Below are 13086 nucleotides of genomic sequence, written 5' to 3'. Positions count from 1 at the left end.
CGATGGCGGGTGGCGGGTTGCCGGCGGCGGTGGGTTCAAGGGACTGTGCGTGCGTTGTGTAGGCAAGCAGCACGAGAGACGCGGCCGCCGCAAGGCGGTGACGGCGGGGCGATGGGTTCATCTGACCATAATAATCCAGCCATTTGAACGAGCGCCGCATGGGGCTTCGTCGCTGCCGGAGTTTTACTTTTCATGCCTGAACTACCCGAAGTCGAAGTCACCCGGCGCGGCTTTGCCGACCGCATCGCCGGCGCGCGCATCGAGTCCGTGCGCATCGGCAAGCCGCTGCGCTGGGCGCTGATGGTGGTGCCGCAGGCGCTGGTCGGGCGCCGCGTGCGCGAGGTGCGCCGTCGCGGCAAGTACCTGCTGATCGACCTGGACCGCGGGTTGCTGCTGCTGCACCTGGGCATGTCGGGCAGCCTGCGTTTCGACATCCACCTGCCGGAGCCCGGCGTGCACGACCACTTCGACCTTGTCACCGAGCTTGGCACGCTGCGGCTGAACGACCCGCGCCGCTTCGGCGCCGTGGTCTACGTGGACGATGAAGAGGCGCCCTGGGCCCTCAAGCTGCTCGGCGGACTGGGCATGGAGCCGTTGGGCGATGCCTTCGACCTCGACGCCTTCCATGCCGGGCTGAAGAAACGACGCACGGCCATCAAGCAGGTGCTGCTCGCGGGCGACGTGGTGGTGGGCGTCGGCAACATCTACGCGTCGGAGGCGCTCTTCATGGCCGGCATCCGACCGACGTTGTCAGCGGCGCGCATCAGCCGGCCGCGCGCGGCCAAGCTGCATGCGGCGGTGCGCGACATCCTGGCGCGGGCGGTGGAGAAGGGCGGCAGCACCTTGCGCGACTTCTCGAACGTGGACGGGCAAAGCGGCTACTTCCAGCTCGAAGCGACGGTCTACGGCCGCGCGGGCGAGCCGTGCCGGGTGTGCGGCACGCCGATCCGGCTGTTGAAACAGGGGCAGCGCTCTACTTATTACTGTCCTCATTGCCAGAAATCCTAGGGACGGTGCGCCCGATGGCGGCTGCTTCGGGGCAAACTCCTGCCGGTACCCCGTTCGCCATGTGGCGATGTTATATTTGTAAATTCTTACTTACATCTTCCCCTTGAGCCGCTCTTTCAACCAACAGCTCGATCAGCACGGCGCCTGGCGGAGCAACTTCGCCCGCCGCCTTCAGTGGCTGTCCCGTTGGCTGACCGACAACGAGCTGCTCGACCAGGCTGTGGCCGAACGGCTGCGCGCCCTCGAAGACCAGATCCGCACCAGCAAGGTCATGGTGGCCTTCGTGGCCGAGTTCTCGCGCGGCAAGTCGGAGCTGATCAACGCGATCTTCTTTGCCGGCTACGGCCGGCGGATCATGCCGGCCAGCGCCGGGCGCACCACGATGTGCCCGACCGAGCTGGGCTACGACGCCGCCCTGGCGCCCAAGCTGCGCCTGCTGCCCATCGAAACCCGCCTGGAGCCGCACTCGCTCGCCCACTGGCGCGAGCGGCCCACGCGCTGGACCGAGCTGCCCATCGAGGTGGGCGACGCCGAGCAACTGGCCCGCGCCATGGGCAAGGTGGCCGAAGTCCGCTGGGTGAGCAAGGACGAAGCCCGCGCGCTCGGCTTCTGGAACCCCGAGACGCCCGACGACAACCCGGTGCAGGACGCCGAAGGCCGCGTCGAGATTCCGCGCTGGCGCCACGCGGTGCTGAACATGCCGCACCCGCTGCTCGAGCAGGGCCTCGTGATCCTCGACACGCCCGGCCTGAACGCGATCGGCGCCGAGCCCGAACTCACCGTGAGCCTGATCCCGCAGGCGCATGCCGTCGTCTTCATCCTGGGCGCCGAAACCGGCGTGACCCGCTCCGACCTGTCGATCTGGCGCGAGCACCTGATCACCGGCGACGACAGCCACGACACACGCTTCGTGGTCCTCAACAAGATCGACACGCTGTGGGACACGCTGAGCACCCCGGCACAGATCGCGCAGCAGATCGAGCGCCAGCGCGAAGGCGCGGCTCGGCTGCTCGAAGTGCCGCTGGCACAGGTGCTGCCGGTGTCCGCGCAGAAGGGCCTGCAGGCCAAGATCGGCCACGACGCGGCCCTGCTAGACGCCAGCCGGCTGCCGGCGCTCGAGGCGCTGCTCGGCGAAGGCGTGCTCGGCAAGCGAGAGACCATGCTGCGGCTCGCCGTCGATGCCGGCATGACCGCGTTGCGCACCGAGGCCGAGCGCCTGCTGAAGGTGCGCCAGCGCGACCTGTCGGAGCAGGCGCTCGAACTGCAGGGCCTGCGCGGCAAGAACGTGTCGGTGATCCGCCACATGCGTGCGCGCATCGACCAGGAACACGCTGAATTCGAGGGCAGCAACACCCGCATCCTGGCGCTGCGCTCGGTGCAGGGCAAGCTGCTGCGCGAGGTGTACGCGGTGCTCGGGCGCACGGCGCTCAAGGCCGACATGGTCAAGCTGGCCGCGGCGCTCAAGCGCCCCGGCGTCAAGTTCAACGTGCGCAAGGTGTACGGCGAAACCTTCGATGCGCTGCGCAACAACCTGCGTGAAGTGCAGGCGACGACGGCCGAGATCCAGTCGATGCTGCACGCCACTTTCCGCCAGCTCAACGCCGAGCAGGGCTTCACGCTGCAGGCGCCGGCCGAGCCCGACCTGAGCGGCTTCGAGCAGGAGCTGGGCCAGATCGAGCGCAGCCACATCCACTACCTGGGCGTGGGCAACCTGATCAAGCTCGCGCAGGCCGACTTCTGCGACAAGCTCGTGCGCGCGCTGGCCAGCCGGTTGCGGCTCGTCAACGAAGCCGCCATGACCGAGGTCGAGCGCTGGAGCAAGGGCGCCAGCGCGCAGATCGATGCGCAGCTCAAGGAGCGCCGCCGCAATTTCAGCAAGCGCATCGAGGCGATCGAACGCATCCAGAACGCCGCGGGCAGCCTCGACGACCGGCTGGCCGAGATCGCCGCGCAAGAAAGCCACCTGGCCGCGCTGCAGGAGCGGCTGCACGAGTTCACCTCGCTGATCGCGCAGCACGGCAGCCAGCCGCCTGTCGCGGCCGCCGCCATCGCGGGCGAGCAACTGCGTGCGGCCTGAGCGCGCCGCCGCGCGGGCGGCCGTTTCCACTTCCGTGTCGCTGCCCCCCGATTTCGCCGCACAGATCGTGCGCTGGCAGCGCAGCCACGGGCGCAGCGAACTGCCGTGGCAGAACACGCGCGATCCGTACCGCGTCTGGCTCTCGGAGGTGATGCTCCAGCAGACGCAGGTCACGACCGTGCTGGGCTACTTCGCACGCTTTCTCGAGCGCTTCCCCGACGTGGCGGCGCTGGCCGCCGGCACCGAGGACGAGGTGTTCGGCCTGTGGAGCGGGTTGGGCTACTACAGCCGCGCGCGCAACATGCACCGCTGCGCGCAGGAGGTGGTCGCGCGCTTCGGCGGCGCCTTTCCGCACACCGCCGCCGAACTCGTGACCCTGCCCGGCATCGGGCGCTCCACGGCTGCGGCCATCGCGGCGTTCTGTTTCGGCGAGCGCGTGGCCATCCTCGACGGCAACGTGAAGCGCGTGCTGACGCGCGTGCTCGGTTTCGACGGCGACATGTCGTCGGCGGCGCAGGAGCGTGCGCTGTGGGACCTCGCCACGCAGCTGTTGCCGCCGGACGGCCAGCGCGAGGCGGTGGCGCACTACACGCAGGGCTTGATGGACCTGGGCGCCACGGTCTGCCTGCCGCGCAAGCCCAGTTGCATGATCTGCCCGGTGAACGCGAGCTGCGTGGGCCTGCGCCAGGGCGCGCCCGAGCGCTACCCGGTGAAGACGCGCAAGCTCAAGCGCAGCGCCCAGTCGCTGTGGGTGCTGCTGGCGCGCGACGCGCAAGGGCGCGTGTGGCTGGAGAAGCGGCCCGCCAAGGGCATCTGGGCGGGGCTGCATTGCCTGCCGGTGTTCGACAGCCACGACGACCTGCTCGCGGCCCTGCCGTCGGGTGCGGCGCATGACACGCAGGAACTGCCACCTTTCGTGCACGTGCTGACCCACAAGGACCTGCACCTGCACCCCGTGCTGCTCCAGGGCGTCCAGCCGCAAGGCGAGGGCGCGCGCTGGGTCGAGGCGCAGGAGTGGAGCCGGCTGGGGCTGCCTGCCCCGATGCGCAAGCTGCTGGAAACCGCCGAGGCCTGAACGGTCCCCGGCGGTAGGCCGGCTTCGCCGCCGTCAGGCGTCGAGTTCGCGGTGGCGCTTGAGTGCGCCCCAGCGGGCGCCGAAGGCGCGCGCCAGCTGCTCGACCAGGAACACCGACCGGTGCTGCCCGCCCGTGCAGCCGATGGCCACCGTCACGTAGCTGCGGTGGTCGCGCGCCAGGGCGTCGAGCCAGTGTGTCAGGAACTGTTCGATGTCGTCGAACATGCGCGCCACGTCGTCGTGCTCGCGCAGCCATTCGATCACCGGCTCGTCGCGGCCCGTCAGCGCGCGCAGCGCCGGCACGTAGTGCGGGTTGGGCAGCATGCGCACGTCGAACACGTAGTCGGCATCGAGCGGCACGCCGCGCTTGAAGGCGAACGACTCGAACACCAGCGTCAGCGCGTTCTGCGGCGCCGAGATCAGCCCCTTGATGTAGCTCTGCAACTGCGCGGGGCGGATGAGACTGGTGTCGATCACGTCGGCGCCGTCGCGCAGGTCGGCCAGCAGCTCGCGTTCGAGTTCGATGGCCTGCACCAGCACGCGGTGCTGCTCGGGCACGTCGGTGCGGCTTTCCTGGCGCGAGAGCGGGTGGCGCCGGCGCGTTTCCGAATAGCGGCGCAGCAGCGCGTCGGTGGTCGCGTCGAGGAACAGCGAGCGCAGCGAGACGCCGTCGGCGCGCAGCGCCTCGAGCTGCTGCGGCACGATCGGCAGCGACACGCCGCTGCGCACGTCCATCGCGATCGCCACGCGTGTGGCCTGCTGCTCGTGCTGCAGGGCGATGAAGGCCGTGAGCAGTTCGGGTGGCAGGTTGTCGACGCAGTAGTAGCCGGCGTCTTCCAGCGCGTGCAGCGCCACCGACTTGCCGGAGCCCGACATGCCGGTGATGAGGACGAGGTCGAGGTTCATGTTCATGGGGCGGTCGCCGGCGTCTTGTGGCCGAGCATTTCGCGCGCATGGGCCAGCGAGGTGGCCGACACCTTTTCACCGCCGAGCATGCGGGCGATTTCGCGGGCGCGGTCGTCGGCGGCGAGGCGCGACACGCCGCTTTCGGTGCGCGGGCCGTCCGTGCCGGCCGCCGTCGTCTGGCGCTTGGCGACCACGAGGTGGTGGTCGGCGCAGGCCGCCACCTGGGGCAGGTGGGTCACGGCGAGCACTTGGCGGTCGCGGCCGAGCTGCTTCATGAGGCGGCCGACGGTCTCGGCCACCGCTCCGCCCACGCCGGCATCGACCTCGTCGAAGATCAGCGTCTGCGCGGCGCCCAGTTCGCTGGTCGTCACGGCAATGGCCAGCGCGATGCGCGAGAGCTCACCGCCCGAGGCCACCTTGCCGATGGCGCGCGGCGTGCTGCCGGCGTGGCCGGCCACCAGGAACGAGATTTCTTCGAGGCCGGCGCGGCCGGGCTGTGCCAGCGGCTGCAATTCGACGTCGAAACGCCCGCCCTGCATGCCCAGGCCCTGCATCGCCTGCGTGACCGCCTGGGCCAGGCGCGGCGCGGCTTGCTTGCGGATCTTGCCGAGGGCCTTGGCCTCCTTCATGTAGGCCTGCTGGGTGTTCTGTTCGGCGCGCTCCAGGCCTTCGAGGTCGCTTTGCGCGTCGAGCGCCTGCAGCTCCGCCTGCCAGCCGGCCAGCAGCGCGGGCAGCTCGGCCGGCGTGCGCTTGTAGCGGCGCGCAAGCGACATCCACAGGCCCATGCGCTCGTCGAGTTCGGCGAGGGTCTTGGGATCGGTGTCGGTGTCGCGCAGGTAGCCGTGCAGCGAGTGGGCCGCGTCCGAGGCCTGCGCCACGCAGGAGGCCAGCACCTCGCCCAGCGTGCGGAATTCGGGCTCGATGTGTTCGCAGTTCTGCAGCAGCGTCGCGGCGCGCGAGAGAGCGGCGAGGGCGCCGTTGTCGTCGTCTTCGAGCGCCTGGCTCGCGCCCTGGGCGGCGTCGATGAGCGCTTGCGCGTTCGAGATGCGCGAGTGATGGGCGGAGAGCTCATCCCACTCGTCGGCACCCGGCGCCAGCTTGGCGACTTCGGAAATCTGCCACTGCAGCCGCTCGCGCTCGCGCTGCAGCGAGTCTTGCGCCGAGCGTGCGTGCTCGAGCGCCGAGAGCGCCTGGCGCCAGCTCTGCCAGGCGGCGTCGAGCGCGTCGGTGCGCGCGCCCGCGTAGGCGTCGAGCAGGCCGCGCACGGCCTCGGGGCGGGTCAGGCTCTGCCAGGCGTGCTGGCCGTGGATGTCGAGCAGGCGGTCGCCGAGTTCGCGCAACTGCGTGGCGGTGGCGGGGCTGCCGTTGATCCAGCCGCGGCTGCGTCCCTGCAGGTCGACCGTGCGGCGCAGCAGCAGGCCGTCGCCCGCCTCGAAGCCGCCTTCGTCGAGCCAGCCGGCCAGGGCCGGGTCGGCGTCGAATTCGGCGCTCACGTCGAGCCGCTCGGCGCCTTCGCGCACGGCACCGGCGTCGGCGCGGTTGCCCAGCGCCAGCTGCAGCGCGTCGATCAGGATGGACTTGCCGGCGCCGGTTTCCCCGGTCAGCACCGTGAAGCCGGCAGACAGGTCGAGTTCAAGGGACCGCACGATCACGAAGTCGCGCAGTGCGATGCGTCGCAAAGCCATCTCAGTTCGTCCTCAAGCTGGGGGCGTGGTCCTTCATTCAGGAGCCCCCTTCGTTCCAATGGAGTTTTTTCCGCAGCGTGTCGAAGTAGCTCCAGCCGCGCGGGTGCAGGAAGCGCACCCGGAAGTCGGAGCGGCGCACCACCACGCGGTCGCCGATGGCGAGCGAGGCGAGCGACTGCATGTCGAAATTGGCGCTGGCGTCGCGCCCGCTCACCAGCTCGATCACGATCTCGTCGGCGTCGGGCAGCAGCACGGGGCGGTTGGACAGCGTGTGCGGTGCGATCGGCACCATCACCCAGCCCGGCACCGCCGGATGCAGCAGCGGCCCGCCGGCCGACAGCGCGTAGGCCGTCGAGCCCGTGGGCGACGCGATGATCAGCCCGTCGGCGCGCTGGTTGGCCACGAAATGGCGGCCCACCGACACGCGCATCTCGACCATGCCCGAGGTGGCGCCGCGGTTGACCACCACGTCGTTCATCGCGAGCGCGTCGAACACCACGGCCTCGTCGCGAAGCACCTGCGCGTGCATCAGGCTGCGGTGGTCTTCTTCGTATTCGCCGGCCAGCATCGGGATCAGCGTGGCCTGGTAGTTGTCCAGCGGAATGTCGGTGATGAAGCCCAGCCGCCCGCGGTTGATGCCGATCAGCGGGATGCCGTAGCACGCGAGCTGCCGGCCGATGCCGAGCATGGTGCCGTCACCGCCGACCACGAGGCCGAGGTCGCAGCGCTGGCCGATTTCCTCTACCGACAGCGCCTGGTAGCGCGGGTGCGGCGGGGCGTCGGTGTCCTCGCAGGACGAACGCTCCACGAACACCGTGCAACCCTGTGATTCAAGGAAGGCGCCGATGCCTTCCATCACGCCGTCGCGCGCATCGGCTTGCGCCCGGGCGCCGGAAGCCTGGTATTTGCCGATCAGGGCGACGTGACGAAAGCGTGAGGTCATAGCTCACAAATTACAACATCAAAACCTTGCCCATCCGCTTGACCATGCGAGTTTTGCAGGCGCTATCGCGTTCCGATTCGAGGGCCGCGACCACGATCCACTCCTGGGGGTTCTTGCCGAGTTCTTCGGCCAGCGCTCCGGCCACGGCGGGGCTGAGGTGCTCCCGGTACTTTGCGGTGTAGAGGGCTTGCTTCGACAGGCCAAGTTTTGCGGCCCACGCGGAGAGGTCTTGGACCTGTTCGGCGGCGGCTAGCAGAGTCATGGTGTTTTGCATAGTCGTAGATTACTCGTGTTGTATATCGGTTACTCAACCTGTTTAAGCATAGCCGGCCCTTGTTAAACAGGGTGATTAATGGATACGCTCCGCTGCGTTAATCAATGTGATTAACGTAACTAGGAGCCTACATGATCCGCATCTCGGTAACGTCGACCGAAGTCCGCAACCAAAGCGGCAACGCCAAAGCCACCGGCAAGCCCTACAGCCTGAACTTCCAAGCAGTGTGGATGCATTTCGTTGGCCGTGACGGTCAGCCTGATCCGTACCCCACGAAGATCGAAATCATTCTCGAAAAGGACAAGGACGGCGCCGCCCTGTTCCACCCGGTCGGCGACTACACGTTGGCCCCTTCGAGCCTCTACCCGGACCGCAGCGGCAATCTCGCCATCTCCGCGCGTCTGGTCGCGATCAAGCCCAACCCGAAGCCGTCGCAGGGCTAAGCCATGCACGTCTCTCCGGAGGCACTCCAGGCCGCCCGCATGGCGGCGCTGGAAGGCGCGATTCTCGGCCTGCTGCGTGATGCGGTAGGCGATGACCTCGACGGCGTGTCCATCGTCGCCGAGGCTGATGCGGGTCAGGTCGTGATCGACGTGACCTATCTGCACAAGGGCGTGCCGGTTGCGGGGGAGTCGCTGTGAACGCGCCGCGCTTTCGGGCCTTGTGCCAAGACTGCGGCACGGCTCACGAATTCGCCACCGAGGCCGAGCAGATGGCCGCGCATCGTGGCGATCCCGCGTGTGGGCTCGACGGTTGCGAGGGTGAGCTGTGCGCTTGCCTTCACTGCGTTGAGGGCGCGCGGATCTTCTCTGAGTTCCTCGACGGTGCTACGTCGCAATGAGCTCGCAGGCCCGCAACTTCCTCCGCCTCCGTTACTGGCTCGAAGCCCGCGACGGAGGCGAGTGGCGTTCCCTTTCTCCCTACGAAGAAGTCATCGCGCGCAATGTGCGTGTGCTGGCCGCATCGCTGATCGAGGCCGCGCTGTGAAGTGGTTCGCGAAAAACAAGGTCGTGAAAAGTTGCATCCTTGCGTGCTGCTTGTTCGCGGTTGCGTGTATCGCGCGCATCGTGTGGCTGATGTGTGGCGGTGATCTTTCGTTGGTCATCGCGACTGTCGGTGCCGCAGTCTTGGGTGCGAGGTTCGTTTCTGAAGCTGTGCGCGTCGGAAAGGCTCTGGCATGAGCTACCTCGGCGCACGTCAGCACGAAGTCAACGCCGCGCGCGCATCCTCCATGGAGGCGCTGCGTGCCTTCTCGCAGCGTCAAACCGCGCGCGATCTTCAGACCGCAGAAGCGCGCGCAGCGCGCGGGCTTGTCTCAGTATCAACAAGTGGTTTTGATGCCCTGCCCACCGCTATGCAGTGGGCAGAGAGGTGCATCACCATCGACCGGGCGCAAGCCCGAGTCACCCGGCTGCGCAAAGCCGTGGGCGTCGGCGCGAAGTGCCTGCTGAACTTGGGCGATGGCGTCGGCGAAAACAACGTGATGGTGACGCTCACGTATCGCGGCACCAATGCCGACTGGCGTCCTCGGCATATCTCCGACTACCTGCGCAAGGTCCGCGAGTGGTTCAAGGGCCGTTGCCCCGGCCAACGCCTCAAGTACGTGTGGGTGGGTGAGTTGCAGGACGGCAAGCGCCGCGAGGACGGGCAGGGACGAGGGGTCATCCACTACCACGCGATTTTCTTCCTTCCGCCCGGCGTGAGCATGCCGCAGGCGGACCGCAAAGGCTGGTGGGCGCATGGCTTCACCAACACCGAGAAGGGCCGCGATCCTGTGGCCTACCTCATGAGCTACGCCAAGAAGGCGGACAGCAAAAACGTCGGAGGGTTTCCCCGTGGTGCACGCATTCACGGCGTCGGAGGGATTTGCTCTGTTGGCGCTGCTATTCGTCGGTGGGCTCTGTGGCCTGCGTATGTGCAGGGCAATGCTGCGATCACCGACCGCTTCCGACCTGCGACGGGAGGCGGCTATCGCAATGATGAAACCGGCGAGCTTCTCCAGTCTGAGTTCGCACCAACAGGCGGCGGTTTTCAGAGCTTTATCCGAGTGCGGACCACGCCGCGCCGCATCGACGCGGCAGGACCTTTCTCCTGGCTTCCAGAACACACGAACACAGCGGACGCCGGTCCCGCTGCGTACCTTCATTGACGACCGGCACAACCTCAAGGACTTTTGAAAAATGAACCGCATCAACGCACTCCGCACCGCTGTCGCCTCCGCCGTCCTGGCTGCTGGCACTTCGGCCATGGCCGCACTGCCCGCAGGCGGTGAAGAAGCCATCAACCAGTACAAGACCGATGTGCTGCAGGCCATCGGGCTGGTGATCACTGCCGGCATCGCGATCTACGCGGTGAAGAAGCTCGGCCAGAAGATGGGTTGGCTGTAAGCCGACTCGGAGCGGGCAATGGCATCGCAAACCATCGAGTGCGGCGCTGCTTGCTCGATCACGGTCGAGCTTGCGCCCGCTCCACCTTCCACCGACAACCTCGCCGATATCGGCTTGGTCTTCGGCCTCTTTCTTGGCGCTGCCATCGTCGTGTTTTGCGCGCGGCAGTTCCTGAAATTCTTCGAGGCAACCCCTCATGACCATTAAGGGCTGCTATGCCTTCTTCGATCGAATTCATGTTCGCGGGTGGCTGCTTGCTGCTGCTCTGGGTTGCGTTTGGCTGAACGCCCACGCAGTCAACAAGAACAACATTGGTCGGCTCAGCCAGACCAGCAACGGGCGTAGCACCACGCTGGGGCCTGTGACGAACAGCGGCGGCAGCACGATACCCGTGTCTCCCAACATGGGCGGCTGGACTCAGGCAGGAAACTACGGTGTTCCAACTGGGGCGACCGGTACCACGATGAACCGGACCTCTAGTGGCGAAACGATTATTGCGGGCCAGCGCTATCCTTTTCAGGCCGGATTTCAGGAGCCTAAATCTAACTGGGTTATGCCTGCTCTTGGCGCTGCGGCAGCTATTGGCTGTACGTTTGCGACTGGTGGCATTGCTACCGTAGCGTGTTTGGGTCTTCCGGTGGCATTGCCATTTCTCTATGAATGGATTACGCGGTCGGGTGGTCGGATCAATCCGGAGACAGGGGGGTTGGAGCGCCAGGGCACGGGTACCGCGCAGTGGCTTGTTGGCGGTGAGCGCAGTGGGCAATCAAGTGCCGAGGAGGCGTGCTACAGCTTCGCGGGGAAGCTGTCGCCGCAGGAGCGAGTGGGAGCCGTTGCCGGTGATAAGTGGGGTGATGTGGTCTATGAGCCGACAGGCGGTGCTGGCACCGGAGGATGGTGCAAGTTGACGGTGCTTACGGTCAACGGTACGCCGCGTGCGGCTTATCCATTCGGGGTCGTAAAGGTTGCTGGGACCGATCAGCCTGGAGCTTGGTTGCCGTCCTCGATGGATGACATTGCGCCGTACATGCGGAACACCATTCCTGACGGCCGTGTTTGGGGTGAGGCACTGGAGCGAGGGGCAGAGTTCCCGCAGCCAAACCCAACAGTCACAGGCCCGTCGCAGATTCAGGGGCCGGAGAAGAGCACGACCAACCCGGACGGCTCTCGAACTGTCGAGCGCACCACGTACAACTTCAATACGGCTGGCAACACCATCAACAACACCAGCAACGTCACGACCACGACGACCTACAACACCGACAACAGTGTTCGCAGTTCGACCCGTACTGAGACGACGCCGACCGCAGAGGATGCAGAGAAAGAGGACGAATGTGCGAAGCGTCCGAACAGTGTTGGTTGTGCTGATTTGGACACGCCAGTGGGTGAGATACCGCGCGAGACGAAGACCATTACCTACGCGGAGGAGCCTGTGTTTGGCGGCGGTAGTTGCCCGAGTGATAAGCAGTGGTCGAGCGGCACGCTGGGGCACAGTTACAAGCTCGTGGACTGGACCACGCTGTGTGGCTATGCATTGCCTGCGCGAGCGCTCGTGATCCTGCTGGCCGTCTTCGCTGCGTTCTTGATCGTGATGCCCGGAAAGGAGGTGCGCACATGAAGCTCGGCGTATGGCTGCTTTCGATGATGCAGCCCCTCATTGCGAAGATTCTCGCCACGCTCGGTTTCAGCATCATCACCATCGTGGGCATGGAAGCGGTGGTCGGGCAACTCAAGGCCCAGATCGTCGCGCAGATGGGTGCGCTGTCGGGCGATACGCTCAACTTCGCGCTGTACATGGGCATAGGCAAAGCCATCGGCATCATCTTCGGCGCGTGCACCACGAAGCTGATGCTGTGGTCGATCCAGAACGCCACGAGCATCATGGGAAAGAGTAACGGCTGATGATGACCGTTTGGACGGGCCTCCCCGGGTCCGGCAAAACATCGGGGGTGATCGAGAAGGTGCTTCTGCCGCTGGCCGCGAAAGACTGGATGGAGGAAGCCATCGACGCGGACGGCAACAAGGTGCCCGTGAAGCGCAAGCTGTTCACGAACATCAACGGCCTGCTGCTGGAACACGAGAAGATCGATGCAGACGATCTGATGCGTTGGCATGAGTGGGTGAAGCCCGGCGACTTGATCGTTTTCGATGAGGTGCAAAAGCCGTGGCCGCTGACTGGCGCCAACAAGGAACAGCCGAAGTGCATCACCGAGTTGGAGACGCACCGGCACTACGGCGTTGACATGCATTTGCTCACGCAGCATCCGATGCTGATTAACGCGGCCATCGTGCGGCTGGCCGGCCAGCACTTCCACGTGCGCAAGCTGGGCAACTCGCGCTACGCGACGATCTACGAATGGGACGGCGTCAGTCGGACACTGCTTTACAAAAATTCGTTCTCGAAGAAGCCGTGGCGTCGCTCGAAGAAGGCCGAGGAGGTCTACCGGTCAAGTTCGCTGCACACGAAGCAGAAGCGGTCGGTGCCTACGGTGATCTTCGGCATCGTGTTCGCCCTGGTCATGCTCGCGGCGCTCGGTCCGAGCGTGTACGGTCGTATGCAGGGGCGGCTGTATCCGAAGCCTGTAGAGGCTGCGAAGGTCGAAACCAAGGGGGTAGGGTCGGCATCGGTCGAAAAGGCTGCTGTAGCGCCTGCCTGGAGTGCTTCCCGTATCCGAGGACACCAAGTCACCCTTGGTTTAAGGAATATTTCGCGCGCCTGAACTCTCGGGGC

At 66.3% G+C, this 13086-nt stretch carries 16 protein-coding genes; 12 read left to right on the top strand and 4 right to left on the bottom strand.

Annotated elements, in window-relative coordinates; all coding sequences use genetic code 11:
- The first annotated feature begins 192 nt into the window (after positions 1-192).
- The 3 genes from mutM (at position 193) to mutY (ending at position 4160) form a co-directional block, all read left to right on the top strand.
- On the top strand, positions 193-1008 hold the full coding sequence (gene mutM / locus AC07Y4_RS31585; protein WP_354342281.1) for a bifunctional DNA-formamidopyrimidine glycosylase/DNA-(apurinic or apyrimidinic site) lyase: 816 nt from the start codon (positions 193-195) through the stop codon (positions 1006-1008).
- A 103-nt stretch (positions 1009-1111) separates the two neighbouring features.
- Positions 1112-3085 carry a dynamin family protein gene (locus tag AC07Y4_RS31580; protein WP_095949175.1) on the top strand — a complete coding sequence of 658 codons (1974 nt, stop codon included), beginning with the start codon at positions 1112-1114 and terminating at the stop codon, positions 3083-3085.
- A 40-nt stretch (positions 3086-3125) separates the two neighbouring features.
- Positions 3126-4160 carry an A/G-specific adenine glycosylase gene (gene mutY / locus AC07Y4_RS31575; protein ID WP_495275615.1) on the top strand — a complete coding sequence of 345 codons (1035 nt, stop codon included), beginning with the start codon at positions 3126-3128 and terminating at the stop codon, positions 4158-4160.
- Positions 4161-4193: 33 nt separating this feature from the next.
- On the opposite strand, the gene rapZ is transcribed toward mutY, so the two are convergent.
- Genes rapZ through AC07Y4_RS31555 form a run of 4 tightly spaced genes read right to left on the bottom strand, consistent with a single transcriptional unit; the run spans position 4194 to position 7956 of the window.
- A complete protein-coding gene (gene rapZ, locus AC07Y4_RS31570; protein ID WP_062476353.1) occupies positions 4194-5066 on the bottom strand; it encodes an RNase adapter RapZ in 873 nt (290 codons plus the stop codon).
- A 2-nt stretch (positions 5067-5068) separates the two neighbouring features.
- Positions 5069-6751 (bottom strand): DNA repair protein RecN, encoded by a 1683-nt coding sequence (recN, locus tag AC07Y4_RS31565; RefSeq protein ID WP_062476288.1) that lies wholly within the window; start codon positions 6749-6751, stop codon positions 5069-5071.
- A 37-nt stretch (positions 6752-6788) separates the two neighbouring features.
- The gene (locus tag AC07Y4_RS31560; protein WP_062476290.1) at positions 6789-7694 is read right to left on the bottom strand and encodes an NAD kinase; all 906 of its coding nucleotides are present in this window, start codon (positions 7692-7694) and stop codon (positions 6789-6791) included.
- Positions 7695-7704: 10 nt separating this feature from the next.
- Positions 7705-7956 carry a hypothetical protein gene (locus tag AC07Y4_RS31555; protein ID WP_495275614.1) on the bottom strand — a complete coding sequence of 84 codons (252 nt, stop codon included), beginning with the start codon at positions 7954-7956 and terminating at the stop codon, positions 7705-7707.
- 143 nt (positions 7957-8099) lie between these two features.
- Between AC07Y4_RS31555 and AC07Y4_RS31550 the strand changes: the two genes are divergently transcribed.
- The 9 genes from AC07Y4_RS31550 (at position 8100) to AC07Y4_RS31510 (ending at position 13075) form a co-directional block, all read left to right on the top strand.
- Positions 8100-8411, top strand: coding sequence for a single-stranded DNA-binding protein (locus tag AC07Y4_RS31550; protein ID WP_495275613.1), 312 nt, complete (start codon positions 8100-8102; stop codon positions 8409-8411).
- 3 nt (positions 8412-8414) lie between these two features.
- Entirely contained in the window at positions 8415-8609 is a 195-nt protein-coding gene (locus tag AC07Y4_RS31545; RefSeq protein ID WP_495275612.1) for a hypothetical protein, read from the top strand.
- Between the two features lie 196 nt (positions 8610-8805).
- Entirely contained in the window at positions 8806-8955 is a 150-nt protein-coding gene (locus AC07Y4_RS31540; RefSeq protein ID WP_495275611.1) for a hypothetical protein, read from the top strand.
- A 190-nt stretch (positions 8956-9145) separates the two neighbouring features.
- Positions 9146-10117: a rolling circle replication-associated protein gene (locus AC07Y4_RS31535; RefSeq protein ID WP_495275610.1), complete on the top strand. Its 972-nt coding sequence runs from the start codon at positions 9146-9148 to the stop codon at positions 10115-10117.
- A 31-nt stretch (positions 10118-10148) separates the two neighbouring features.
- Entirely contained in the window at positions 10149-10355 is a 207-nt protein-coding gene (locus AC07Y4_RS31530) for a hypothetical protein (RefSeq protein ID WP_495275609.1), read from the top strand.
- A gap of 18 nt (positions 10356-10373) precedes the next feature.
- Entirely contained in the window at positions 10374-10562 is a 189-nt protein-coding gene (locus AC07Y4_RS31525; RefSeq protein ID WP_495275608.1) for a hypothetical protein, read from the top strand.
- Complete coding sequence (locus AC07Y4_RS31520) at positions 10552-11973, top strand: virulence factor TspB C-terminal domain-related protein (RefSeq protein WP_495275607.1); 1422 nt, start codon at positions 10552-10554, stop codon at positions 11971-11973. The genes AC07Y4_RS31525 and AC07Y4_RS31520 overlap by 11 nt, the downstream gene beginning before the upstream one ends.
- Positions 11970-12257: a DUF2523 family protein gene (locus AC07Y4_RS31515; protein WP_341888382.1), complete on the top strand. Its 288-nt coding sequence runs from the start codon at positions 11970-11972 to the stop codon at positions 12255-12257. Before AC07Y4_RS31520 ends, AC07Y4_RS31515 begins: the two co-directional genes overlap by 4 nt.
- Positions 12257-13075 carry a zonular occludens toxin domain-containing protein gene (locus AC07Y4_RS31510; protein ID WP_495275606.1) on the top strand — a complete coding sequence of 273 codons (819 nt, stop codon included), beginning with the start codon at positions 12257-12259 and terminating at the stop codon, positions 13073-13075. Before AC07Y4_RS31515 ends, AC07Y4_RS31510 begins: the two co-directional genes overlap by 1 nt.
- Positions 13076-13086 lie beyond the last annotated feature (11 nt).

It is taken from the genome of Variovorax sp. GW460-12-1-14-LB1, assembly GCF_059423605.1.
The sequence above is the reverse complement of the archived record's forward strand: the minus strand, read 5'-3'. Positions and strand labels throughout refer to the sequence as shown.